The sequence below is a fragment of the Citrobacter sp. On2M genome, from assembly GCF_018035235.1.
Lineage (GTDB): Bacteria > Pseudomonadota > Gammaproteobacteria > Enterobacterales > Enterobacteriaceae > Citrobacter > Citrobacter meridianamericanus.
The window spans coordinates 1,508,715-1,530,933 of sequence record NZ_WPCV01000004.1; the positions used below are offsets into that span (position 1 = coordinate 1,508,715).

24 protein-coding genes and 3 tRNA genes are annotated in these 22,219 nt (G+C 50.1%); 6 read left to right on the forward strand and 21 right to left on the reverse strand.

Annotated elements, in window-relative coordinates; translation table 11 throughout:
• Window positions 1-668: 668 nt before the first annotated feature.
• On the forward strand, window positions 669-1,097 hold the full coding sequence (uspC, locus tag On2M_RS17585; RefSeq protein WP_151218864.1) for a universal stress protein UspC: 429 nt from the start codon (window positions 669-671) through the stop codon (window positions 1,095-1,097).
• A gap of 17 nt (window positions 1,098-1,114) precedes the next feature.
• Here the strand turns inward: uspC and otsA are convergent, their stop codons facing one another.
• From otsA to On2M_RS17615, 6 genes are all read right to left on the reverse strand, one after another.
• Window positions 1,115-2,536 carry an alpha,alpha-trehalose-phosphate synthase gene (gene otsA / locus On2M_RS17590; RefSeq protein ID WP_210905222.1) on the reverse strand — a complete coding sequence of 474 codons (1,422 nt, stop codon included), beginning with the start codon at window positions 2,534-2,536 and terminating at the stop codon, window positions 1,115-1,117.
• Window positions 2,511-3,314, reverse strand: a complete 804-nt coding sequence (gene otsB, locus On2M_RS17595) for a trehalose-phosphatase (RefSeq protein ID WP_210905223.1) — start codon at window positions 3,312-3,314, stop codon at window positions 2,511-2,513. The genes otsA and otsB overlap by 26 nt, the downstream gene beginning before the upstream one ends.
• Window positions 3,315-3,489: 175 nt before the next feature.
• Window positions 3,490-4,476 carry an L-arabinose ABC transporter permease AraH gene (gene araH / locus On2M_RS17600; RefSeq protein ID WP_151218866.1) on the reverse strand — a complete coding sequence of 329 codons (987 nt, stop codon included), beginning with the start codon at window positions 4,474-4,476 and terminating at the stop codon, window positions 3,490-3,492.
• A 14-nt stretch (window positions 4,477-4,490) separates the two neighbouring features.
• Entirely contained in the window at window positions 4,491-6,005 is a 1,515-nt protein-coding gene (gene araG / locus On2M_RS17605; protein WP_151218867.1) for an arabinose ABC transporter ATP-binding protein AraG, read from the reverse strand.
• A 115-nt stretch (window positions 6,006-6,120) separates the two neighbouring features.
• Window positions 6,121-7,110, reverse strand: a complete 990-nt coding sequence (locus On2M_RS17610) for an arabinose ABC transporter substrate-binding protein (RefSeq protein ID WP_151218868.1) — start codon at window positions 7,108-7,110, stop codon at window positions 6,121-6,123.
• A gap of 315 nt (window positions 7,111-7,425) precedes the next feature.
• Window positions 7,426-7,983, reverse strand: a complete 558-nt coding sequence (locus On2M_RS17615; RefSeq protein ID WP_210905224.1) for a DJ-1/PfpI family protein — start codon at window positions 7,981-7,983, stop codon at window positions 7,426-7,428.
• A 543-nt stretch (window positions 7,984-8,526) separates the two neighbouring features.
• On the opposite strand from On2M_RS17615, the gene On2M_RS17620 reads away from it, so the two are divergent.
• Window positions 8,527-9,030, forward strand: coding sequence for a non-heme ferritin-like protein (locus On2M_RS17620; protein WP_210905225.1), 504 nt, complete (start codon window positions 8,527-8,529; stop codon window positions 9,028-9,030).
• 80 nt (window positions 9,031-9,110) lie between these two features.
• On the opposite strand, the gene On2M_RS17625 is transcribed toward On2M_RS17620, so the two are convergent.
• Window positions 9,111-9,362, reverse strand: coding sequence for a DUF2766 family protein (locus On2M_RS17625; protein WP_016153452.1), 252 nt, complete (start codon window positions 9,360-9,362; stop codon window positions 9,111-9,113).
• Window positions 9,363-9,491: 129 nt separating this feature from the next.
• On the opposite strand from On2M_RS17625, the gene On2M_RS17630 reads away from it, so the two are divergent.
• The gene (locus tag On2M_RS17630) at window positions 9,492-10,724 is read left to right on the forward strand and encodes an MFS transporter (protein WP_210905226.1); all 1,233 of its coding nucleotides are present in this window, start codon (window positions 9,492-9,494) and stop codon (window positions 10,722-10,724) included.
• 32 nt (window positions 10,725-10,756) lie between these two features.
• On the opposite strand, the gene On2M_RS17635 is transcribed toward On2M_RS17630, so the two are convergent.
• Window positions 10,757-11,395, reverse strand: coding sequence for an RpiB/LacA/LacB family sugar-phosphate isomerase (locus On2M_RS17635; RefSeq protein ID WP_151218872.1), 639 nt, complete (start codon window positions 11,393-11,395; stop codon window positions 10,757-10,759).
• A gap of 268 nt (window positions 11,396-11,663) precedes the next feature.
• On the opposite strand from On2M_RS17635, the gene yecR reads away from it, so the two are divergent.
• On the forward strand, window positions 11,664-11,999 hold the full coding sequence (yecR, locus tag On2M_RS17640) for a YecR family lipoprotein (protein WP_151218873.1): 336 nt from the start codon (window positions 11,664-11,666) through the stop codon (window positions 11,997-11,999).
• Between the two features lie 192 nt (window positions 12,000-12,191).
• On the forward strand, window positions 12,192-12,689 hold the full coding sequence (gene ftnA / locus On2M_RS17645; RefSeq protein WP_151218874.1) for a non-heme ferritin: 498 nt from the start codon (window positions 12,192-12,194) through the stop codon (window positions 12,687-12,689).
• Between the two features lie 45 nt (window positions 12,690-12,734).
• Here the strand turns inward: ftnA and On2M_RS17650 are convergent, their stop codons facing one another.
• Window positions 12,735-12,974, reverse strand: coding sequence for a YecH family metal-binding protein (locus tag On2M_RS17650; protein WP_151218875.1), 240 nt, complete (start codon window positions 12,972-12,974; stop codon window positions 12,735-12,737).
• Window positions 12,975-13,199: 225 nt separating this feature from the next.
• Between On2M_RS17650 and tyrP the strand changes: the two genes are divergently transcribed.
• The gene (gene tyrP / locus On2M_RS17655; protein ID WP_151218876.1) at window positions 13,200-14,411 is read left to right on the forward strand and encodes a tyrosine transporter TyrP; all 1,212 of its coding nucleotides are present in this window, start codon (window positions 13,200-13,202) and stop codon (window positions 14,409-14,411) included.
• A gap of 26 nt (window positions 14,412-14,437) precedes the next feature.
• Here tyrP and On2M_RS17660 read toward each other — a convergent pair whose 3' ends face one another.
• The 12 genes from On2M_RS17660 to uvrY all read right to left on the reverse strand — a co-directional run bounded on the left by On2M_RS17660 (window position 14,438) and on the right by uvrY (window position 22,214).
• Window positions 14,438-15,103, reverse strand: a complete 666-nt coding sequence (locus On2M_RS17660) for a YecA family protein (RefSeq protein WP_151218877.1) — start codon at window positions 15,101-15,103, stop codon at window positions 14,438-14,440.
• Window positions 15,104-15,312: 209 nt separating this feature from the next.
• Window positions 15,313-15,594, reverse strand: a complete 282-nt coding sequence (locus tag On2M_RS17665) for a heavy metal-associated domain-containing protein (protein WP_151218878.1) — start codon at window positions 15,592-15,594, stop codon at window positions 15,313-15,315.
• On the reverse strand, window positions 15,591-15,947 hold the full coding sequence (locus On2M_RS17670; RefSeq protein WP_151218879.1) for a mercuric transporter MerT family protein: 357 nt from the start codon (window positions 15,945-15,947) through the stop codon (window positions 15,591-15,593). Before On2M_RS17670 ends, On2M_RS17665 begins: the two co-directional genes overlap by 4 nt.
• Window positions 15,925-17,067, reverse strand: coding sequence for a transglutaminase domain-containing protein (locus On2M_RS17675; protein WP_151218880.1), 1,143 nt, complete (start codon window positions 17,065-17,067; stop codon window positions 15,925-15,927). Before On2M_RS17675 ends, On2M_RS17670 begins: the two co-directional genes overlap by 23 nt.
• A 196-nt stretch (window positions 17,068-17,263) precedes the next feature.
• Window positions 17,264-17,734 (reverse strand): SRPBCC family protein, encoded by a 471-nt coding sequence (locus On2M_RS17680; protein WP_151218881.1) that lies wholly within the window; start codon window positions 17,732-17,734, stop codon window positions 17,264-17,266.
• 13 nt (window positions 17,735-17,747) lie between these two features.
• Window positions 17,748-18,413, reverse strand: coding sequence for a DUF1571 domain-containing protein (locus On2M_RS17685; RefSeq protein ID WP_210905227.1), 666 nt, complete (start codon window positions 18,411-18,413; stop codon window positions 17,748-17,750).
• 260 nt (window positions 18,414-18,673) lie between these two features.
• A tRNA-Leu gene (locus On2M_RS17690) sits at window positions 18,674-18,760 on the reverse strand.
• A 12-nt stretch (window positions 18,761-18,772) separates the two neighbouring features.
• Window positions 18,773-18,846: transfer RNA gene (locus tag On2M_RS17695), tRNA-Cys, on the reverse strand.
• Window positions 18,847-18,897: 51 nt separating this feature from the next.
• Window positions 18,898-18,973 (reverse strand) — tRNA-Gly (locus tag On2M_RS17700).
• Window positions 18,974-19,124: 151 nt separating this feature from the next.
• Complete coding sequence (gene pgsA / locus On2M_RS17705; RefSeq protein WP_210905228.1) at window positions 19,125-19,673, reverse strand: CDP-diacylglycerol--glycerol-3-phosphate 3-phosphatidyltransferase; 549 nt, start codon at window positions 19,671-19,673, stop codon at window positions 19,125-19,127.
• Between the two features lie 55 nt (window positions 19,674-19,728).
• On the reverse strand, window positions 19,729-21,561 hold the full coding sequence (gene uvrC, locus On2M_RS17710; protein ID WP_210905229.1) for an excinuclease ABC subunit UvrC: 1,833 nt from the start codon (window positions 21,559-21,561) through the stop codon (window positions 19,729-19,731).
• Entirely contained in the window at window positions 21,558-22,214 is a 657-nt protein-coding gene (gene uvrY, locus On2M_RS17715) for a UvrY/SirA/GacA family response regulator transcription factor (RefSeq protein WP_151218899.1), read from the reverse strand. Before uvrY ends, uvrC begins: the two co-directional genes overlap by 4 nt.
• Window positions 22,215-22,219 lie beyond the last annotated feature (5 nt).

Below are 22,219 nucleotides of genomic sequence, written 5' to 3' on the forward strand. Positions count from 1 at the left end.
CGTTGTCTAAACAGTCCTTTTTCAGAAGGCCGTATTCCTTACAAGCTCACATCAATTCTTACAAATGTCTAAGATTTTTCCTAATTCGACGCAACTCTACCCGCCACCCGTTACACATACAACGGAGCCATGCCGCGAATTTGAAGAATATGTGACGCAGATCACATAAACCAGCCAAACACTTAACATAAATCCATCAGCACAGCTTTTACTTTGCTTATTTTTTAATCCAACAATCTCCATTTCAATTCCTTTGGGACGAATATTCTTGCAATAAAAGCGAATAGTATTTTGTTCACAAACGTTAATATCACATTGTAAAATAGCGAGCTTGATCACATTATTTATGCAAAACACCGTTTCAATTAAACGCTTTATAAACAATAACTTAAATATTAAGAGTGATTAATTAATACCGGCTTGTGATAACCAGTAGAATGTTAAAATATGTTTATTTTTTATTAACACATTGTTTTCATTAGCAGTGAGTTTTACTTAAGTACCCTCAGTGTATTTACAAGTTAAATGGCTCAATTATTCTATTTATAAGAATAATTAATGAATAATCATGACGGTATTCACACTATCCAGGAAGGAATGGTTGCAGTATGGAGTAAGCTGAGTAATGCTAAAAAATCCTCTCATAATTCTTAAAAAAGGAGTGAGTTATGAGCTACACACACATTCTTGTTGCGGTTGCCGCCACACCTGAAAGCCAACAGTTGTTAGCCAAGGCAGTTTCAATCGCCCGTCCTGTCAATGCCCGTATTAGCCTGATAACTCTGGTCTCAGACCCTGAACTTTATAATCAGTTTGCAGCTCCCATGCTGGAAGACCTGCGCGAAGTGATGCAAGAGGAGACTCAGGATTTTATCAACAAGCTCGGCAAAGAAGCGCAGTACCCCATTGAACATACCTTTATCACCTATGGGGCACTGAATGACCATATTCTGGACGTATGCCGGAAACACGCGGTCGATCTGGTCATTTATGGCAACCATAACCACAGCTTCTTTTCGCGCGCGTCCTGCTCAGCGAAAAGCGTAGTTAGTGCCAGCCAGGTGGATGTTCTACTGGTTCCACTGGCTGGAGATTGAATTTCGTTTTTGGCGCGTCACGCCAGTTTTGAGCAGGAAGAAACTTGATCAGACAATGACTGTTTACTCTGGCGTGGGGAGACTTTTTCCAAATCGCAAATGAACCTCGCCTGCCAGTTGTCGATATCATTTTTAATGATAGTCTCAAGCATCTCAGCGTGGCGGGTAATACGCTCACCGAGCGGCATTGTCAGCGCCTGGTTTAATGCGCCAGCCACTTCATCCCGGTCATACGGGTTAACGATAAGCGCGGAAGTTAGCTCATTCGCGGCGCCGGCAAATTGTGATAACACCAGAACACCGGGGTTGGCTGGATCCTGTGCAGCCACGAACTCTTTCGCCACCAGGTTCATACCATCGCGCAGCGGTGTCACCAATCCGACATCGGAATAACGGAAGATCTTCATCAGCAATTTACGATCAAAGTACTGGTTCAGATAATAGAGCGGCGTCCAGCCCAACTGCCCATATCTGCCGTTAATCCGCCCCGCTTCGGTCTCCAGCTGATGGCGAATATCCTGGTAGGCCTGCACCTCTTCACGCGACGTTGGCGCGATCTGCGTATAGCGAATTTTGCCGTGATGCTGCGGATAATGTTCCAGCAGAGCTTCATAGGCCTGAAAGCGCTCCGGCAAACCTTTGGAGTAATCCAGACGCTCAACCGAAAAAATATTCTGCACGTTTTTAAGTTCTGCTTTTAACTGCGCGAGCTTCGGCGGCAGAGGCCCGGAAGCCTGTCGGGCAATCTCATCCGGCTCGATACCGATGGGATAAACCTGCGTGCAAAACGCTTTTCCCCATGCCCGGTGGTGTTTTTCGCCGTGTGTGGACACCTGAGTCTGAGCGGCCAGACAATCCAGAAAAGCCTGGCGATCGTTTTCGGTCTGGAAACCGAGTAAATCAAAATCACACATTTGTTCCAGCAGCGCCTGATGTGGGGGTAGCGCATTAAAAATTTCAGGCGTTGGGAAAGGAATATGCAGGAAAAAACCGATGCGGTTATTCACACCGCGTTTACGCAGTTCGCTGGCAAACGGCAACAGATGGTAATCATGAACCCAGATGATGTCGTCTTCGCTCAGCAGCGGCAGCAGTTTATCGACCAGCAAGGCATTCACCCGCTGGTAACCTTCCCATGCAGGACGCTGAAACTGAACCAGGTCCAGGCGATAGTGAAATGCGGGCCATAAAACAGCATTCGAAAACTGACAGTAATATTCTTCGTAATCCTGTTCGCTCAAATTAAACGAAGCCCAGGTAATATTGCCACGTGTGACTTTTTTTAATGGTTTGTCTTCATTACCTGTGTCACCACTCCAGCCAAACCACAGGCCACCAGCAGCTTTCAGCGCGCCCAGCACACCAACGGCAAGTCCGCCTGCGCTCCCTTTATCATCGGGTGAGGCGATACGATTAGATACTACGACTAAACGACTCATAGCCACCTCTTCTGTTTTTCGTTACTTTCGATTTTTGCTGCGAAGAGTTAATTTGCTCCAGCCAGTGCCAGACATCCTTAACGCTATCCAGTCGCCACGCGGCCTGCGTCGCTCCGCTCCCTACTTTTACAGAAATACCCCCAGCGCGATTAATTACGCCAAACCCTGTCTCATCCGTCAGATCGTCACCGAAAAAAACGGGGATCCGTCCGGCAAAAGGCGCTTCCTGCATAAATGCGGCGATCGCATCGCCTTTATTGATGCCCTTCGGTTTTATCTCCACGACGCATTTCCCGTGCTGCACAGCCAGTTGCGGCCATCTGCGCACAATCTGTTCAGCCAGGTGAATTAGCGTCGCTTCATGCTCAGGCGACTGACGATAGTGCAGCGCGAAAGCCATACCTTTTGCTTCAAGGGTTGTGCCCGGCATCGCCGCCAATGCGGTGTGTAATAGCTCCCCTGCTTCACGCTCAGTATCCTCAGCCAGGCGCACGACATGGGTTTGACCATTGATGTCACGGCGTTCAGCCCCATGTACTCCGGCAAGCGGAAACCGAAAGGGGTCGGTCAGCACGTCGAGCTCAGCCATCGAGCGCCCTGAAATCAATGCCAGCGCCCCCGCATTATGCGTCGCCAGCTGATGTAATAATTGCAGGATTGTCTCAGGGACAACGACCTGGTCTGGATAGGGTTTGATCTCAGCCAATGTTCCATCAAGATCAAAAAAGTAAGCACAGTTTGCAGATTGTTCAGGGGGTAAGATCAGTGATGCTGTCACCCGGTTATCCTCCTCATCATGGTTTGTACGCCGCGCGGATCGCGCCGTATATATGATGTATGACGGATATAAGTATAGACAGTGTGACCATGCTCGCCATTTGGAAAAACAATCGCCAGCCGGGTAGCGGCTGGCGATGAGCTGAAGCTAGACTAAAAAGTTGGGGATAAAATAATCAAACGGTACGCTTCGCTTTTTGCTTGTAACGGTCGAAGATCACCGCCGCCAGCAGGATAAGACCACGAACGACATACTGCGCGAACGGAGAGATATTCAGCAGGTTCATCGCATTCTCAACCGTACCCAGGATCAACACCCCGGCCACCACATATGAGATTTTTCCGATGCCGCCTTTGAGCGAAACGCCCCCTAACACGCACGCAGAAATCACGATCAGCTCATAGCCTATTGAGGTCATTGGCTGACCACTAGTCATACGTGATGCAAGGATAATTCCGGCAATGGCGGAGACCAGCCCGGAAAGAATAAAGATAATAATCTTGGTACGAACAACCGGAACCCCAGCCAGGCGTGCCGCCTCTTCATTGCCCCCGATGGCCAGCGTATTACGACCAAATGTGGTTTTATTCAGTAGTAAGCCAAAGGCGATGAAACAAACGACTGTGATCCAGATTGGCGCCGGCAGACCAAACCAGTTAGCGTAACCGAGCGTGAAGAAGCGCTCGTCTTCAATCCCCACGGCCTTACCGTCGGAAATAATATAGGCCAGACCGCGTACAATCTGCATGGTCGCAAGGGTGGTGATCAGGGCGTTAATTTTTAAACGCGCAATCACGAACCCATTAACCAGACCGCATAGAATACCGAGCAGCAGCCCGGCAGCCACGCCAATCCACAGGCTTTCGGTCATGTTAATGACCACGGCAGTGGTGACCCCAGCGCAGGCAATCACGGACGCAACGGACAGGTCAAAGTCACCGGATGCCAGGCAAAATAGCATTCCGCACGCAACCATACCCGACATCGATACCGCCAGCCCCAGCCCCTTCATGTTGATGAAAGTTGCAAAGTTTGGCACAAACAGGGAACAAACGAGGAACAGCACGGCAAACACCACCAGCATCCCGTACTGATCCCAAATGCGGCCAAGATTTAGCGCCGACTTCGCAGCACCTGAACCCGACGTAGAAACGGAAGACATCATTCTCTCCTTATTCAGGCTACAGCCTGGCTGACTTTAGGCATAGCAAGGCTTAACGCCTGGCGCTCATCCGCCTGTTCATGAAGTAATTCTCCAGCGATTTCGCCTTCTCTCATCACCACAATACGGTCGGCGACACCGAGCACCTCTGGCAGGTCACTGGAAGCAAACAGCACGGCCACGCCGCGCGCCGCAAGGGCATAAATCACGTTATAAATTTCATGCTTAGCGCCCACATCAATGCCGCGTGTAGGTTCGTCCAGCAAGATCACCTTCATCTCTTCCGATAACCAACGACCAAGAATAGCCTTCTGCTGATTACCGCCAGAGAGGTTCATAATCAGTTGCTCCGCGCCCGGCGTTTTAATATTGAGTGAACGAATATGGTGATCGGCATTGGTCTCTTCCCAGCCGTTGTTAATCACGCATCCTCCCAGAACATGTTTACGGCGCGCGCTAATGTTGATGTTGTTACGCACCGAATGGACCGGAATAATCCCTTCTGCTTTACGATCCTCCGGACACAGCATCATCCCCGCTTCAATGGCATGGCTCGGTTTACGGATATCAATCGGTTGTTGATCAATAAACACCTGACCTGCCGTAATTCGTGTACCGCCAAACAGCCCTTTCATCAATTCACTACGTCCAGCTCCCACCAGACCAAACAATCCGACAATTTCACCGCTTCGCACCGATAAACTGATCGGCGTACGCACGCCAGGGGCTTTTACCTCATGCAAACGCAGGCGCTCTGCACCATACGGTCTGGATTTCCAGCCATAAATATCGCCAAGGTCGCGCCCAACCATCGCCTGTACCAGCGCATCGTGATCGACCTGCTGCATGTCCGTAAACGTTTTGACGTAATGACCATCTTTAAACACGGTAATGGCATCGCTGAGGGCAAAAATCTCCTCCATACGGTGCGAAACGTACAAGATGATGCGTCCTTCATTGCGCAACTCGCGGATAACGCGAAACAGATTCTCAATCTCACGTGCTGACAGGGAGCTGGTCGGTTCATCAAACGCAATAATTTTGGCGTTTCGCGCCAGCGCTTTCGCAATCTCCACCATCTGCCATTGACCGATGGAGAGGTATTTCAATGGTGTGTCGGGATCGATATCCATGCCCAGATGCTTAAGCTGGATCCCCGCTTCATAGTTCAGCAGCGAGCGGTTCACAATTCCGCCTTTATGCGGCAACTGGCCTAGATAAATATTCTCGGCAACGGTCATTTCCGGGACGAGATGCAGCTCCTGATAAATAATGGCGACACCGGCATTAAGCGCAGCAGTGGTGTCCGCAAACGAAACCTCTTGTCCGCGGATCGTCAAAGATCCCGTTGTTGGCGCATAGTTACCGCTGAGAATCTTTAAGAGTGTTGACTTCCCGGCGCCATTTTCGCCCATCAGCGCATGCACCTGACCGGCATAGCAGTCGAAACTGATATCCGTAAGCGCTTTAACGCCGGGGAACGTTTTGCCAATGCCGCGAAATGAGAGATACGGGGTAGACTGTTGCATAACGTCTCCGTGAATCAGATCTTTATGCCGGATAGCGGCGTTGCCTCATCCGGCCTACTGAGTACGCAATTCGTACGCCGGACAAGACGCATTGACGTCGCATCCGGCGTTTATGTTACTTACCGCCTAAGCCTTTCTTCGCGAGCTCTTCTTTGAAGTTATCGCGGGTAATCAGCACTACATCCGTCACTTCGGTAAACGCCGGAGGCTCTGCACCTTTTGTCACCCAGTTGTAGAGCATTTCGCTTGATTTATAGCCGTGAACGTCCGGGCTTGGCAGCAATGAGCCGTAGAACCCGGTCGCTTCGCCTTTGGACAGTTCGCTTACTGCATCAACGCCGTTGATACCAATACCAATTACGTTTGGTGCTTTGAAGCCCTGCCCTTCGGTCGCACGTACGCCGCCCAGCACGGTGTTGTCGTTCATGCCGACAATCAGCCAGTGTTTGACTTCAGGATGCTGAACCAGCATAGAGTTAGCGGCATCGAATGCGCCGGGGATATCATTTGATTTAGTTGGGACCTGGTAGATCTGTTTTTCCGGGAAGCCAGCGGCTTTAAGCGCTTCCATTGAACCAGAAGTACGACGACGTGCGGTGTCGAGTTCGTTCGCAGTTATAGCCATCACGGCGGTGGATTTCACATCCCAGCCGCGTTTTTGCATCTCCTTGTACAGTTCCTGACCCTGGCGCTCACCAATTTTGGTTGCCGCCATCATCACTAACGGCACGGTCTCCATCGGCTTGCCTTTGGCGTTGGCAAACTGGTCATCAACGGCAATGACTTTCATATCGTAGCCACGTGCCTTCGCCATAATGGCAGGCCCGAGTTTAGGATCCGGGGTACAAATGACAAACCCTTTTGCGCCACTGGCAGCGAGGCTGTCGATGGCGTTAAGGGTTTTCTCACCATCCGGAACGGCAATTTTGATCACCTCAAAGCCAAGGTCTTTACCGGCTTTATCGGCAAATTTCCATTCTGTCTGGAACCACGGTTCTTCCGGCTGTTTAACCAGGAAACCGAGCTTCATGGATTCAGCGATAGCGGATTGTGACATAATGGCAGCCAGACCGATGGCAGCCAGCGCTTTAGTGAATTTGTGCATGGTTAACTCCAGCTTTAACGTTCTTTTATGTAGGGTAAAATCAGACGATTTTTTGTAATTCGGACGTAAAACAAGGCATTACCTTTTATTGATAAGATCAATGCCAGTGCTGAGAGTATTTTTAGCGGGAAATTGATTCTCCATAAGAGAGCGGCATCACACCACAGAATTACAGTAATTGCGTACATAAATTCAGCGGGAAATGACATAAAAAAACGCGGTTTTGTCGACGGGAAAAAAGAGGAATAGCAGATTAGTCCATAACATCAGCCAACGAATCCTTGTTCCCGAATACCGAAGCATTCGGGAAAATGATTACCATTGGTAATAAATGTGGTCAGCGTGATCGCGAACCGGAGTGTCGTCGCCCAGCAGACGCGCCGAAAGCGTCAGCGCGAAATCGAAAATATGCCCTAACCCTTTGCCGCTAATCAGATTGCCATCTTCAACCACCGGCGCATCGATATATTCCCCATCGGTGACGTTTTGCCACAGCTCTCCAGAGCACACGTAGCGACGCCCCTTCAGCAGACCGTTGCCGCCCAACACCCGTACAGCCGCAGAACACACCGGGCAGATGAGTTTCCCCTCATCATCATGACGAGCCACAAACCGGATAACCGCCTCACTGGCGGCAAGGTTAACGCTACCCTGCGGCCCGCCAGGCAACACGATGGCATCGTAGAGATACGACTGACGCGCGGCCAGCGTGCTGTCCGTTACCATCGGTACGTCATGGTAACTCACCACCGCGCGTGACTCCGCGCAGGCCAGCGTTTCAACCTCGATATTCAGTCGACGCAGAATATCAATGGTAACTATCGCCTCCGCCTCTTCAAAACCGGGTGCCAGCAGCACCGCGACTTTCTTCATATGTAACTCCTCGCTTTATCCACATAAACGAAACAATTAATGACGAATAGTTCTGGCCGTTAAATTTCTCAATTTGATTAAAACTGATCTGGCACAAAAAATTAGCTATCAGATCATTAATCCGATCGTGAAATTGCTTCGCAGCATGAACAGATAATCATCAGGAGCCAGACAATATCTTATTGTGGAAAATATTTTTGTGATTTAAAACACCATTTCATTATTGAAATGTGGATTTAATAACATAAATATCAACTCGTTGCATTCATGTCATCTATATGCAAAGAGAGCAGAAGCACAGATGGGGTGATGACAATATGTAAAAAAACATAAATACACAGATTTAAGGATTTTCTTATGTTGGAGCAAGCGTTATGCTGATTCACGATCGGGAGCGAATATAATTCGCGATCGCTAAAGGACCGGCGGAACGGATTTATTCTGCTAACAGTTATAATTGTACGTAGAGATGTAGTGCAGCGGCAGCCCGTTGTACTGGCGTTAGTAACGTACATCCCCCTTTCTGTAAATAAGGATATTGATATGGCTGCAGTTGGAATTGTTCATAAACTCAACACCCAAATGAACCTCGAGTTCTACGCATCGAATCTTTACCTGCATCTTAGTGAGTGGTGCTACGAACATAGCCTGACAGGTACCGCAACGTTTCTGCGCACTCAGGCGCAAGGTAATGTGACTCAAATGATGCGTATGTTCAATTACATGAAAAGTGCCGGGGCTAACCCCATCGTCAAGGCCATTGATGTTCCGGTTGATGAGCTGACTTCCCTTGAAGAATTGTTTCAGAAAACGTTGGATGAATATCAACAGCGCGCGAGTAAGCTCTCGCGCTTAACCAATGAAGCTGAAGCGTTAAACGATGCACCAACGATCGATTTTCTTCACGACCTGGAGAAAGAACAGCAGCAGGATGGTGTGCTGTTGCAGACGATTCTTGATGAAGTCCGCAGCGCCAAACGTGCAGGGCTGTGCATGGCGCAAACCGATAAGCACCTGCTTAACGTTGTTAACTATCAACAGCACTGATATCTGACGCCCCAACATCTGCGCCTCCCATTCTGCGAGGCGCAAAAAAACCTTTCTAAAACCTGAAACAACGGTTTATTTTAGTGAGATTCATTCTGCGGCGTGAATTTCAACTCGATCAAGGCAACCGCTTTTTGTATTGCACGCATTGTGACCGGATCGGCACCTGCAGGATGGCTGGAAAAATCGATGTTTTTCAGCTGGCTGGACATTTTCTCCCGAACTTCTACCGGGGCAATAACATCAAGAACATCAAGAATTTGCTTGATAACCAGCTGACAGGCAACAACGTCCGAGAGCAGTTCCTGATCGGCATTCAGTGTTTGGGACATAGTGAGCTCCTTATAGAAAGGTCGTCATAGTACCCATTCAGCGCTCGAAACAATAGCCGCACACGCATTACGAATACGCTGAAACTAAAAATAGTTCCAGTCAGTTTCTTTTGAGATGGCAAGCACAGCATGAGTGAAAAGCTGGCGGTTGAGAACAAACGCGGTCTTTCCCCGGCAGCATTACTTGTTGCCGGAGCTTTCTTTATGGAGTTTATCGACGGTACGGTAATTGCCACCGCCCTGCCTGACATGGCCATTAGTTTTGGCGTGCAGGCGGTAGATCTGAACATTGGCATTAGCACCTACCTGATCACTCTCGCGGTACTGCGTACCACACCTAAACATCAATTGATCACTGCTATTGCGACCCTGACGTGGCCCGCATTAGTCGCGCCTATTATTGGTCCTCCTTTGGGAGGATTCATCACCAGCTACGCCAACTGGCGCTGGATTTTCTTTATTAATGTTCCGCTGGGAATACTGGCGATTGTGCTGGCGCTACGTTTTATCCCGGATATTCATGACGACGAGCGCCACCCGTTCGATATCGCGGGTTTTATCGCGACCTCTGTTGCGATGGTTAGCCTGGTGTATGCCATGGAGTTATTGGGAGCTCAGCAGCCGCAGGGCTGGCTGACCGCAGGGCTTCTGGCGCTAGGGGTAATGACCTTCCTGTTTGCTCTGCATCATTTTCGTCGCACCGCCTGGCCGATGATTCGTCTGGATGCCATGAGCGTTCCTACTTTTCGCATCACCATGTACGGTGGGTCGCTGTTTCGTGCTTCAATCAGCGCAGTACCATTTTTGCTGCCGTTAATGTTCCAGGTCGGTTTCGGCATGAACGCTTTTCACGCGGGTTCGCTGGTACTGGCGGTATTTGTGGGCAATCTGACGATTAAACCTGCTACCACGCCGTTGATACGCTGGCTGGGCTTTAAGAAACTATTGTTGATAAACGGCGCACTGAACGTCCTGGCGTTGCTGGCCTGCGCATTGTTCACGCCACAGACCCCCACCTGGGTTATTTTACTGGTGTTGTACCTGGGCGGCGTGTTCCGCTCTGTTCAGTTTACCGGCGTCAGCACGCTCGCTTTTGCGGACGTCCCCGTTTCACAAATGAGCTACGCCAATACGCTGTTCAGTACGGCAACACAATTAGCGGTAGGTTTAGGTATTTCATTGGCCGCTATTGGGATCCGCATCGGCGATGAAATCAGTGAATGGCTGGCATTAGGCAATATTCCAGGGAGCAGTTTCCGGTTGGCCTTTGTCATGATTGCCATTATTTGTCTTGTCGGTATGGTGGATACGCTGCGACTCGCCCCGGATGCTGGAAGCGCAGTATCAAACAAGAACAGATAGCCCGGCAGGTGTCCCCCCCGGGCCAACAGAATTTAGCCAATTATCTCACGGACAAATGATTCAATCGCTTTGTCCTGGCAGTTCTCAAAGAAGCACTGCTGGAAGCGCGGGCCAGACACGGCGGTTTTCACCAGCTCAGGATCGATAGCGCGCAACGTGTCCAAATAGTTTTCTTTTACCACCGCCGCTTTCACTTGATTCAGTATACCAGCGTTACGCACCTGGGGCTCTTTACGCTCAGGTGGGTAACCTTCGCCGTTACGACCAGTGAACGCTTTCTCAAACATATAGCGCACATTCAACTCAGCACCCCAGCCAAAACCCTTGGCGAATGCCAGAGATAGCGCATTGCCGTTGTTGATCTGAGAGAACAAGAATGCGTCTGCCGGATCGAGGCAGTAACCACATACCACGCCCGGATGTATATTCAAAGACATCATTGCCCCCTGGCCCGTACCGCACCCCGTGACAACAAAATCCACCGCTTTAGAATTAAGCAGGATGCTGGCCATGATACCTAAATGGATGTAGGTCAGATGATGGTCATTTTCGTCGTTCATCCCGACGTTATACACGGGAAAACCTTTCTCATCCGCGACGGCCTTAAGCTCGTTATGAATGATGGCATTTTTGCTTGCCTGACTGTTTTCCATCATCAATGCAATTTTCATTCTTTAATCTCCTGAATGCGCTGCGGTGATCCGCTGAAAGTCATAACATTCAGGCCACATTACTATTTTGCAAACTCACTTTCAAATTTAATGAAATTTAGTTTTATAAAATAATGAAGTGCTCACATTTTTCCCTCGGCAGATCAGAATGGCCTCAATAAAATGACGTCGTTGCGATTAATCGCAGGTGATCTTCAGGCTATTCAAGCCATTGCTGAGGCAGCACGTATGCCATGATGTCGTATCTCCGTACTTTCAGAGCGATCACATGAAGACCTTTATCCTTGCCCTTTTGCCGCTCGTGCTGACAGGATGCACTATTACTAAACAGGCGCAGGTCAGTGAAGCCAGCGCCATCACCGGCGTGGTTCGCCTGACCTACAACCAGGCCATACTGCAAACGGCCCGTACTGATGACTACGTTACCCAAGGAACCGCGACCAAAGAGTGTCAGCGCCTGGGTTATGCCAACGCAATGGCGTTTGGTCAACCGGTTTCAACCTGTAGCGTATATGCCGGTTCTCTGTGCTTAAATACCAAAATTACGCTCGCCTGGCAGTGTCACGGTGTCGCAATCCGCCAATCACCTTCCTTCAATTATTAATATTTCCGACCAGCATATTATTGCTGGTCTTCTGCCTTTTCATTATTTGTATCCTGAGTTTAATAGCGTTAATGCGTTTTATTCCCATTCGTATTTTTGATAAATAATTATATTATTTTACCTTTTGCAAATAATTAAATAACAAATTATAGTGACGCCACGTCAATATATTAACGTTTGTGGAGCAGAACCATGCTAAAAACAGAAATGATCGACCAACTGAATGAGCAGATGAACCTTGAATTGTATTCATCGCTGCTCTACCAACAGATGAGCGCGTGGTGCAGCTATCACAGCTTTGAAGGTGCCGCCGCGTTTTTGCGCCGTCACGCCCAGGAAGAGATGACGCATATGCAGCGTCTGTTTGATTACCTCACCGACACCGGCAGTTTGCCGCGTATTAACACGGTCTCTTCCCCTTTTGCTGAATATGCGTCTTTAGACGAACTGTTCCGTGCGACTTACGAACACGAGCAGTTAATCACTCAGAAAATTAATGAGCTGGCACACGCGGCAATGACTCACCAGGATTATCCAACATTTAATTTCCTGCAATGGTATGTTGCCGAGCAGCATGAGGAAGAGAAATTATTTAAATCTGTCATCGATAAGTTATCGCTGGCAGGGAAAAGTGGTGAAGGTCTTTATTTCATCGATAAAGAACTGGCTACGCTTGATACACAGAATTAATGTTGTGAGGTAATGAGGGCAACCCGCCATCATTACCTATTAATATCAGTGGCGGCAGATCTTGCTTTCGTGCGTAGAGAAGCCGTCTTCTTTTGCAATAAATTTTCCCTTCGCTGCTAAAAAAGCCACCAGTTCAGCTGCCGTCATATCCGTCGCAGAGCAAGTGTGAAAACGCGCCTGATCGCCAAACCGTGCCGTGATCGCCGCTTCAAGGCTGGCATTTGAATACTGCTCGCCAGATTCAATCATCATGTTGAGCACTTCGTGACCGTGAATAGATTCCATACTACCTCCTCAATAAAAGCCGTAGCCTAATGTGAACTGCATGGCGTTGCATTGCGCTAACGCAGGTTTATTCGCAGATAAGTGTCATTTGGTATACATCTTAAAGCATAAAATATCGTAAACATAAGTTTACAATCATTGTAACGGTGATTTGACGAAAATAGCGTTTTGCCTTAACCTGCGCCGCAGATATAACCATTGATTATCTCTGGGACAGAGGAAAGCGTGAAAAACAGAACCCTGGGTAGTATTTTTATCGTGGCGGGAACCACGATTGGCGCCGGTATGTTGGCAATGCCGTTGGCTGCAGCAGGCGTGGGATTTAGCGTCACGCTGGTATTGTTAGTGAGTCTTTGGGCGTTAATGTGCTACACCGCGCTGTTGCTGCTTGAAGTGTATCAACATGTACCGGCCGACACCGGGCTGGGTACGCTGGCAAAACGTTATCTTGGTCGTTACGGACAATGGGTAACGGGCTTTAGCATGATGTTCTTAATGTACGCCCTGACGGCAGCGTATATCAGTGGCGCGGGTGAACTGCTGGCTTCCAGTATCAGCGACTGGACCGGAACCACTCTTTCTCCGACCACAGGCGTGCTGCTGTTCACCTTTGTTGCCGGTGGTGTCGTTTGCGTGGGGACTTCGCTGGTCGATCTGTTCAACCGTTTGTTGTTCAGCGCCAAGATAATCTTCCTGGTGGCGATGCTGGCCCTGTTAATGCCGCATATCCATAAAGTAAACCTGCTTACGCTGCCGCTACAGCAGGGGCTGGCGCTGTCCGCCATTCCGGTTATCTTTACTTCGTTCGGTTTTCACGGCAGCGTCCCCAGTATCGTCAGCTATATGAACGGTAACATCCGTAAACTGCGTTGGGTGTTTATCACCGGTAGCGCAATTCCGCTGATCGCCTATATTTTCTGGCAACTGGCTACGCTCGGCAGTATTAACTCGTCCACGTTCATGGGGCTGTTAGCCAACCACGCTGGCTTAAACGGTTTATTGCAGGCATTGCGTGAAGTCGTAGCGTCGCCACACGTCGAACTGGCGGTGCATCTGTTTGCCGATCTTGCGCTGGCGACCTCTTTCCTCGGCGTCGCGCTGGGATTATTTGACTACCTGGCCGACCTGTTCCAGCGCCGTAATACCGTAGCGGGAAGAATGCAAACTGGCGTGGTGACCTTCGTGCCGCCGCTGGCATTCGCGCTATTCTATCCACGTGGCTTCGTTATGGCGCTAGGTTATGCGGGCGTTGCCCTGGCAGTGCTGGCGCTGCTGATCCCCTCGATGCTGGCATGGCAGAGCAGAAAACAGAATCCGCAGGCTACCTACCGCGTGGCGGGCGGTGCTCCGGCGCTGGCGCTGGTATTCTTGTGCGGCATTGTGGTGATCGCAGTACAGTTCTCTATTGCAGCAGGATTACTACCAGAAGTGGGTTAAAACAAAAGGGGCTTTCGCCCCTTTTATTAATGCAAACAGCACTGCTTATATTTCTTGCCGCTGCCGCACGGGCATGGGTCATTACGCCCTACTTTGGCATCCACTTTTACCGGTACCTTGACCGGCGTTTCCTGGGGATGCGCCATCCACCAGGCATGCAGATCCAGCGCTGCCAGTCGAATGGCATCCACGCTCTCTTCAAACGCTTCTGGTGTCAGTTTCTCAACCACCGCAAAGTTCTCTTCCGTGCCATGCAACGCGATAGCCTCGAGCGCTGGTTTTAACGTGTCTGGTAACGTAGACCAGTCCGACAACGCAACGCCGCGCATATAACCGAAGCACCATTCTTCAACGATGGTCAGTTCATGCTCGTCAATTTCACGCAAACCAAACAGCGGCTCAAACTGATCAGGATATTCATCCAGACGATCGGCCGTATCCGCCATATGTTGAAACGCCAGGTTCATGAAACGCGTCATTTCTTTTTCGGAGGACCAGCGAGGAACATACTGCGCGCCGCCCCAAATAGCGACCAGCCACTGCTCCGGTTCAATTTCATACGGTGAACTCAGCACCGCCGTCAGTAAACCATCCAGTTCTGATACATCCAGAATAGCCTTGTCTGTGTTGTACTTTGTCAGTACATCATCCAGCCATTCCAGTTCGCTTTCGTTTAATGGTCCCGTTTTCATAACGCTTTTCCTTAGTCAAAAAATCTTGCCTGTGATCATCCTACATGGCTGGAGGGATAACAGATACAAATGGGCATATGCGGCTTACAGCTGCCGCTTGTTCAGGTTAACAGGAAAAGTGGAGAATTCCGGAAGTTAACGCACAAAAGAGAACACGAAGCCGCCGGGCATCATACCGGGAAAACACAATAAAACCACCCGCAGGTGGTTTACTGTTGCTCAATACGGTTGAGCGTTGCGGTATAACCCGTTTTCGCTACTGCGTTAAGTAGAATATCGGTTGAAAAACCTTCAGGCACGATCGCTTCTGCCTGCCGGGTCTTGAGGGAGGATTTTGCTTTAATCACGCCGTCAGTGTCACGTAGCGCCTGATTGACCGAAATAACGCACAACGAGCAGGTCATGTTTTGTATATCCAGCACCACTTTTTGGTTGGCCGCCTGAGCCCACAGCGGTAACAGCAAGCATGCAACTAACGTGAAGATCTTCATTCAACTACCTCATAAAACCAGGCTACAAGCGTTGGGTAAAATAGGACAGGTAAAATCAACGCCAGCGCGCACCAGTAAAAAATGCGCGCTTGCTTCAGAGTTAACCACCCGGAGCACCACAGCCGTTTGGAAAAATAGAGCCGCCAGAAGACATGCAGTAATAATCCCAGGGATAGCAGCACCAGAGGCGTACGCAAAAACTCAAACCGGGTAAAGATGGCAAAGCTCGCCGCCGAAATACCAAACAGCAGGTATAACAGCGGCCCAACGCAGCATAAACCCGCGGTGACTGCCGCCGCAGCGGCTGTCAATATAGTGAGACCCGCCCCTTTAGCGTTGTTCTGTAGCGACATAGCTGTAGGAGAACGCTTTAGGATCATAGAAATTAATCGGGTCGCCATCGACTTCAGCATAAGGATAACCAAAGTTGTTCATCGCGCCCTGCTCCGTTGCCGGATACAGCTCGAAATCACGCCCGTAGTTGAATCCAACCCAGTTCATTTCCCAGTTGCCAAACAGGTAGGTATTCACGGCCTGGACATCGGCGTCCTGATGCGATTTTTTCTCTGCCAGACGCATTTTGGTCACGTCAGCGGGATCGCAAGGTAACCAGCCGTAACCTGCCAGATAGAATTCGGCGCGGCAGTGTTGTCCGCCGCTCACGTCGGCGACTCCCGCGCTGTCGGCTTTGCCAAAAGCGCTTTTCGAATAACGTTCAAGCTTATTGGCTTTGCCCAGACGGATGCCAAACAGTTCACGCGCCGGAATGCCGCTGGCGCGCGCGAGAGCCACAAAAACGGAGCTCATGTCGGTACATTTGCCTTTGAGCATACCGCTTTTCAAGATCTCGGCCACATCACCCGTGCCACAGCCAATAACGTCGTTATCGCGTTCCATATGACTGCTGACCCATTCGTAAATCAGACGTGCTTTTTTCAGCGGGTCCGTCTCATTACCGGTGATTTTACGCGCGGTTTCCAGAACCAGCCCATCAACAGGGGTGTGTGCCGTTGGCAACAGGTACGGTTTTACATCCAGCGGATAAATAATCTGCTCGGGCGCTTGCCAGGTTTTCAGCGCGTCGTGCTTCAGCGGTTCCCAGTCGGCGGTTTCAATATCAATATTAACATCAATCAACAATTCGCCCTGCGAATCAGGCCAGGTGGCAAACAGCGTTTTCGCACCATAGGTATTATTGGTGGTGACGTACGCCTGCTTATAGTTCCCACTAAAGGCAAGCGCTGTCATTTGTTGAAACGCGGTATCCACCGGTAGCGGGATCCACAGTTTCACCACGCCGCTCGATCCCTTTGGAGGGGTGAGTTTATACGTTTGTGATAAGACAAAGCGTCGACGCGTCACTGGCGCGCCTGAAGGCTCTGCGGCGCTTACCGTCTGGCTTAAAACCGCTGGGCCGACTAAACCGGCGGCGGAAAGGAGAACGCTATTTTTGAGAAATTGTCGACGTTGCATTAGTGTCTGTCCATGTTGTAAGAGTTGTGCTACGGAAACCGTATACGATCATCACAGCAGACAGACGCTGATAATAAAGGTGAGTCGATGGAGGCTATTCATCAATAACAGACCTGTTAACTGTGAATGAAATGAAAAACTACGTGGCCGCTATTAAGCCATTTACAGGCAAAAAAGTACAGTAACGAGGACGAGTTCAGTATACATACACATTCGTTGCCAGTTTGCGGGCTAACCCTCTTGCTCCCTCGCGCATGACCGTATCGTGATTCCACCGAAAAGCGGGGGCTGCCAGCAGTGCAAGATAATTCATCCAGCGGATCGTGGTGCGGACGTTCCAGTCATATCTGACGAAAGTCTCTGCGCCATTGGCGGAAAAAGACCACACGCCTCGCCCTTCCACCGCGCCGCTGGCTTGTCCTTCAAGCAGAGTGCAGGGCTGAATATTCAAGACGTTGATATCAAAGGTTAAGCGATAAGGGAGCACGCCTTTCCAGGTATAACGGTGCAGCGCACCAATACCCTGCATGTCCCCTTTCTTTATCTCAACGATACGTTCCAGACTTCCCCACCATTCCGGCCACTGGTCCGGATGAGAAAAAACATCCCATACATCCTGAATTGAAGCCTCAACCCGCCAGAGCGTGGAAAACTGATAGTCAGCCATAGTCAAGATTCCCTCAAGGCGTGAAGAAATTGGCGGGGAAACGGATGTTGATAATCATAGCATCCAGCAGAACGGTTTCTGATCGCTGACCATCAGGCGCATAGCTGATCACTTTGGCAGGGAGTCCGTGATAATTATCCAGCCAGATGTCGTAGCGGTGAACACCATCAACAACCATGGTTCCCGGCCCAACCACGGACACGCGGGTTGTCGCCCGTCCTGCAATGCTCTCCTGACCAACGATGGTCGTTGTACCCGAGCGCTGCAAATGGCGAATATTACCCAGCAACACGCCAATATCAGAGCGATCCACCCGATGACCGCGCTCATCCTGGATCAATGAATTGGTGGGCGATAGGTGGAAAATGGGCAATGTACCCACACCGAATGGCCATAATGTCACTTTACCGCTGACAGGATTAAAGATAACCACTGCACCTGAATGCGGCTGGGTAAAATCCATTCGCACATAGCCGGGTTTTTGATAGCTGTAGCGAATGATTTTGCTTTCACCCAACGGCGACGAGGAGCGCAGCATAACCTGATAAGAAGTCATGTTAGTGAATGAGCGTTGTGAAACCGCAATCGGATCGATGATCCTGCCAGTCTGCGAAAATGCTGAGCAACTCAAGACAAGTAATGCCGCGAACACGACTAGCGGAGAAAATGAGACGCTCATGACCGCCCCTGTATCAGCACTCTCTGCCAACAGGAGTCATCACCTGTCGATACTTTTATTATAGTTCTTAAATTGCGAGCCATTCCCCACTCGCGCCGATTCGCAAATAGAAAGATTGGCAACAATGGGGGTTTTGAGGTCGGTTAACGCATCAAGCAGATTTACCTGCCGCAAGTTATCCAGAATAACAGGCACAAAAAAACCACCCGTAGGTGGTTTCACGACACTGCTTATTGCTTTGATTATTCTGTTTTTTCCCATGGTACCCGGAGTGGGACTTGAACCCACACAGCGCGAACGCCGAGGGATTTTAAATCCCTTGTGTCTACCGATTCCACCATCCGGGCTCGGGAAGAAATTGGAGGCGCGTTCCGGAGTCGAACCGGACTAGACGGATTTGCAATCCGCTACATAACCGCTTTGCTAACGCGCCGAAATCTTCTGGCTTTTCAGCCGACATCCGCAATTGCCGATGTCTTTAATCTGGAGCGGGAAACGAGACTCGAACTCGCGACCCCGACCTTGGCAAGGTCGTGCTCTACCAACTGAGCTATTCCCGCATCACCAAGTAACTTTGTTAATCACTTGATTTTGTTATCGTCTGGCAATCAGTGCTGCCGTTCGATGCGTTGCATTCTACTTACCTGACGCAATGAGTCAACGATATTTTTCACCACTGACGATCGTTTGCTGAAATTTGCGTCGAAACGATCACTGTTCAAGCAAATCTCCCCATGCAGCGCTCAAATACTGGAACATTGACCACAAAGTCAGTATCGCGGCAACGAAGAAAAGTGCGATCCCTGCGTACTCAACCCAGATATTTGGACGCCAAAGCAGCCATGCCAACGCGGCCATTTGGGACGTAGTTTTCACTTTTCCGATCCAGGACACTGCCACACTGCTGCGTTTACCCAGTTCAGCCATCCATTCACGCAACGCAGAGATAATTATTTCACGCGCGATCATCGTGGCGGCAGGCAGCGTCACCCACCAGCTGTGATAGTGTTCGGTCACCAGCACCATCGCGATAGCCACCAGCACTTTATCAGCGACCGGATCGAGGAAGGCGCCAAAACGCGTGCTTTGGTTCCAGCGACGCGCCAGAAAACCGTCAAACCAGTCGGTGACCGCCGCGATACAGAAGATCAGCGCGCAAACGAAGGGAGCCCAGCTGAATGGCAGATAAAACGCCAATACAAAGAATGGGATCAGGATGACGCGAAACAGCGTGAGCAACGTAGGGATATTAAATTGCATATGACGGATAACTATCTGTTGTCAGTGAAATTACCCCTATGTTGCTACAGAGGGCTTAATGTTTCAACGAGTAGAAGATCTTTTCTGCCAGAGCTTGCGAAATACCCGGCACTTTTGCAATTTCTTCAATGCTCGCGTTACGAAGACCTTGCAAACCGCCCATATATTTCAACAACATCTGCCGACGTTTTGGTCCAACGCCCTCAATGGTTTCCAGCGTGCTGGTACTTTTCACCTTCGCCCGTTTTTTACGGTGTCCGCTAATCGCATGATCGTGAGATTCATCGCGGATATGCTGGATAACGTGCAACGCAGGCGAATCCGGTGGCAGGCTAAAGCCCTCTCCTTCCGGCTCAAAGAACAGCGTTTCCAGGCCGGCTTTACGATCGGCCCCTTTTGCCACCCCCAGCAATAGCGGATGTTGTTTGTCCCAGGGAACGTCCAGCTCAGCAAAAACGGCTTTCGCCTGCCCCAGTTGACCTTTACCACCGTCGATCAAGATAACGTCCGGAATCTTACTTTCTTCAATCGCCTTACCGTAACGCCGACGCAGAACCTGATTCATGGCCGCATAATCATCACCCGGCGTAATGCCAGTGATGTTATAGCGACGATACTCCGCACGCAGCGGTCCATTGGCATCAAATACCACGCAGGAGGCAACCGTCTGCTCGCCCATCGTATGACTGATATCAAAGCACTCCATGCGTTTTACTTCCGGAAGCTTCAGTACCGATGCCAGCGCCGTCAGACGTTGTGTAATCGTCGACTGCTGGGAAAGCTTCGTGGTTAACGCCACTGCCGCATTAGTTCGCGCCAGCTTCAGATAACGGGCGCGATCGCCTCGTGGTTTCGTCTGAACATTAATCTTCCGCCCAGCCAACTCAGACAAAGAATCCGCCAACAAGGTTTTATCGCTAAGCTTAAAATCGAGCAGGATCTCACCGGGTAAGGTGCGCATCTGACTCCCCTGCAGATAAAACTGTCCGACGAAGGTTTCTACGACCTCGCCGAGCTCTGTTCCACCAGGCACTTTCGGGAAATAGCTGCGACTGCCTAACACTTTACCCTGGCGAATAAACAGAACGTGCACACAGGCCATGCCTGCATCAAACGCCACGCCGATGACGTCCAGATCGTCTCCAGTATTAGAAACAAACTGTTTTTCGGTCACGCGGCGTACGGCCTGAATTTGGTCACGAATGCGCGCAGCCTCTTCAAATTCGAGACTCTGGCTGGCCTTTTCCATCCGGGCGATCAGTTGGGTCAATACCTGATCGTCTTTCCCGGACAGGAACAGACGAACGTAATCAACCTGCTGCGCATACTCTTCCTCACTCACCAGGCCCGCCACACACGGACCGAGGCAGCGGCCAATCTGATATTGCAAACAAGGACGCGAGCGGTTGCGATAAACACTATTTTCGCACTGACGAATAGGGAATATTTTCTGCAACAGCGCCAGCGTTTCACGTACCGCATAGCCGTTAGGGAACGGGCCAAAGTACTCGCCTTTGGCGTGCTTTGCGCCACGATGCATCGCCAGGCGAGGATGGGTATCGCCGCTGAGGAAAATGAAAGGATAGGATTTATCATCGCGCAGCAAAACGTTATAGCGCGGCTGATACAGCTTAATGTAGTTGTGCTCAAGCAGTAACGCTTCGGTTTCGGTGTGCGTTACCGTGACATCAATCTGCTGTATTTGCGCGACCAGCGCTTCGGTTTTACGCGACGCGAGGTTGCTACGAAAGTAGCTGGAAAGCCTTTTTTTCAGGTCTTTCGCTTTCCCGACATAGATGACCGTCCCGGCGGCATCATACATGCGATAAACGCCGGGCTGACTGGTCACGGTTTTCAGGAAAGCTTTAGCGTCAAACTGATCGGTCACTGGCTTGTTAATGTCTCCGCATTACACAGGCCATGGCGAATTGCCAGGTGAGTCAGTTCAACATCGCCGTGAATGTTTAATTTACTGAACATTCGATAACGATAACTGTTCACCGTCTTAGGACTAAGATTCAGCTGTTCTGAGATCTCATTGACCTTCTGACCTTTGGTGATCATCAGCATAATCTGCAACTCACGTTCAGACAAACTGGCAAACGGGGTTTCCGTTTTCTCAGGCTCAATCTGGCTGAGCGCCATCTGCTGAGCGATGTCGGAGGCTATATAACGTTGGCCGGAAAAAACCGAACGAATCGCACTTACGACCTCCTGGGGCGCAGCCCCTTTGCTGAGATAGCCCGCGGCTCCTGCCTGCATGACTTTTGCAGGCAACGGATTTTCGGTATGGACAGTCAGCATGATCACTTTAATGTCAGCCGTTGAACGCGCAATTTTACGCGTTGCCTCAAGGCCACCAATACCGGGCATATTCATGTCCATCAGCACAACGTCAACGGCGTTTGAGCGGCACCATTTTACCGCATCCTCGCCGCAGCACGCCTCGCCGACAACTTTAATGCCTTTTATATCTTCAAGAATGCGTCGTATCCCTGCGCGCACCAGTTCGTGGTCATCAACAAGAAAAACGTTGATCAAAGGAA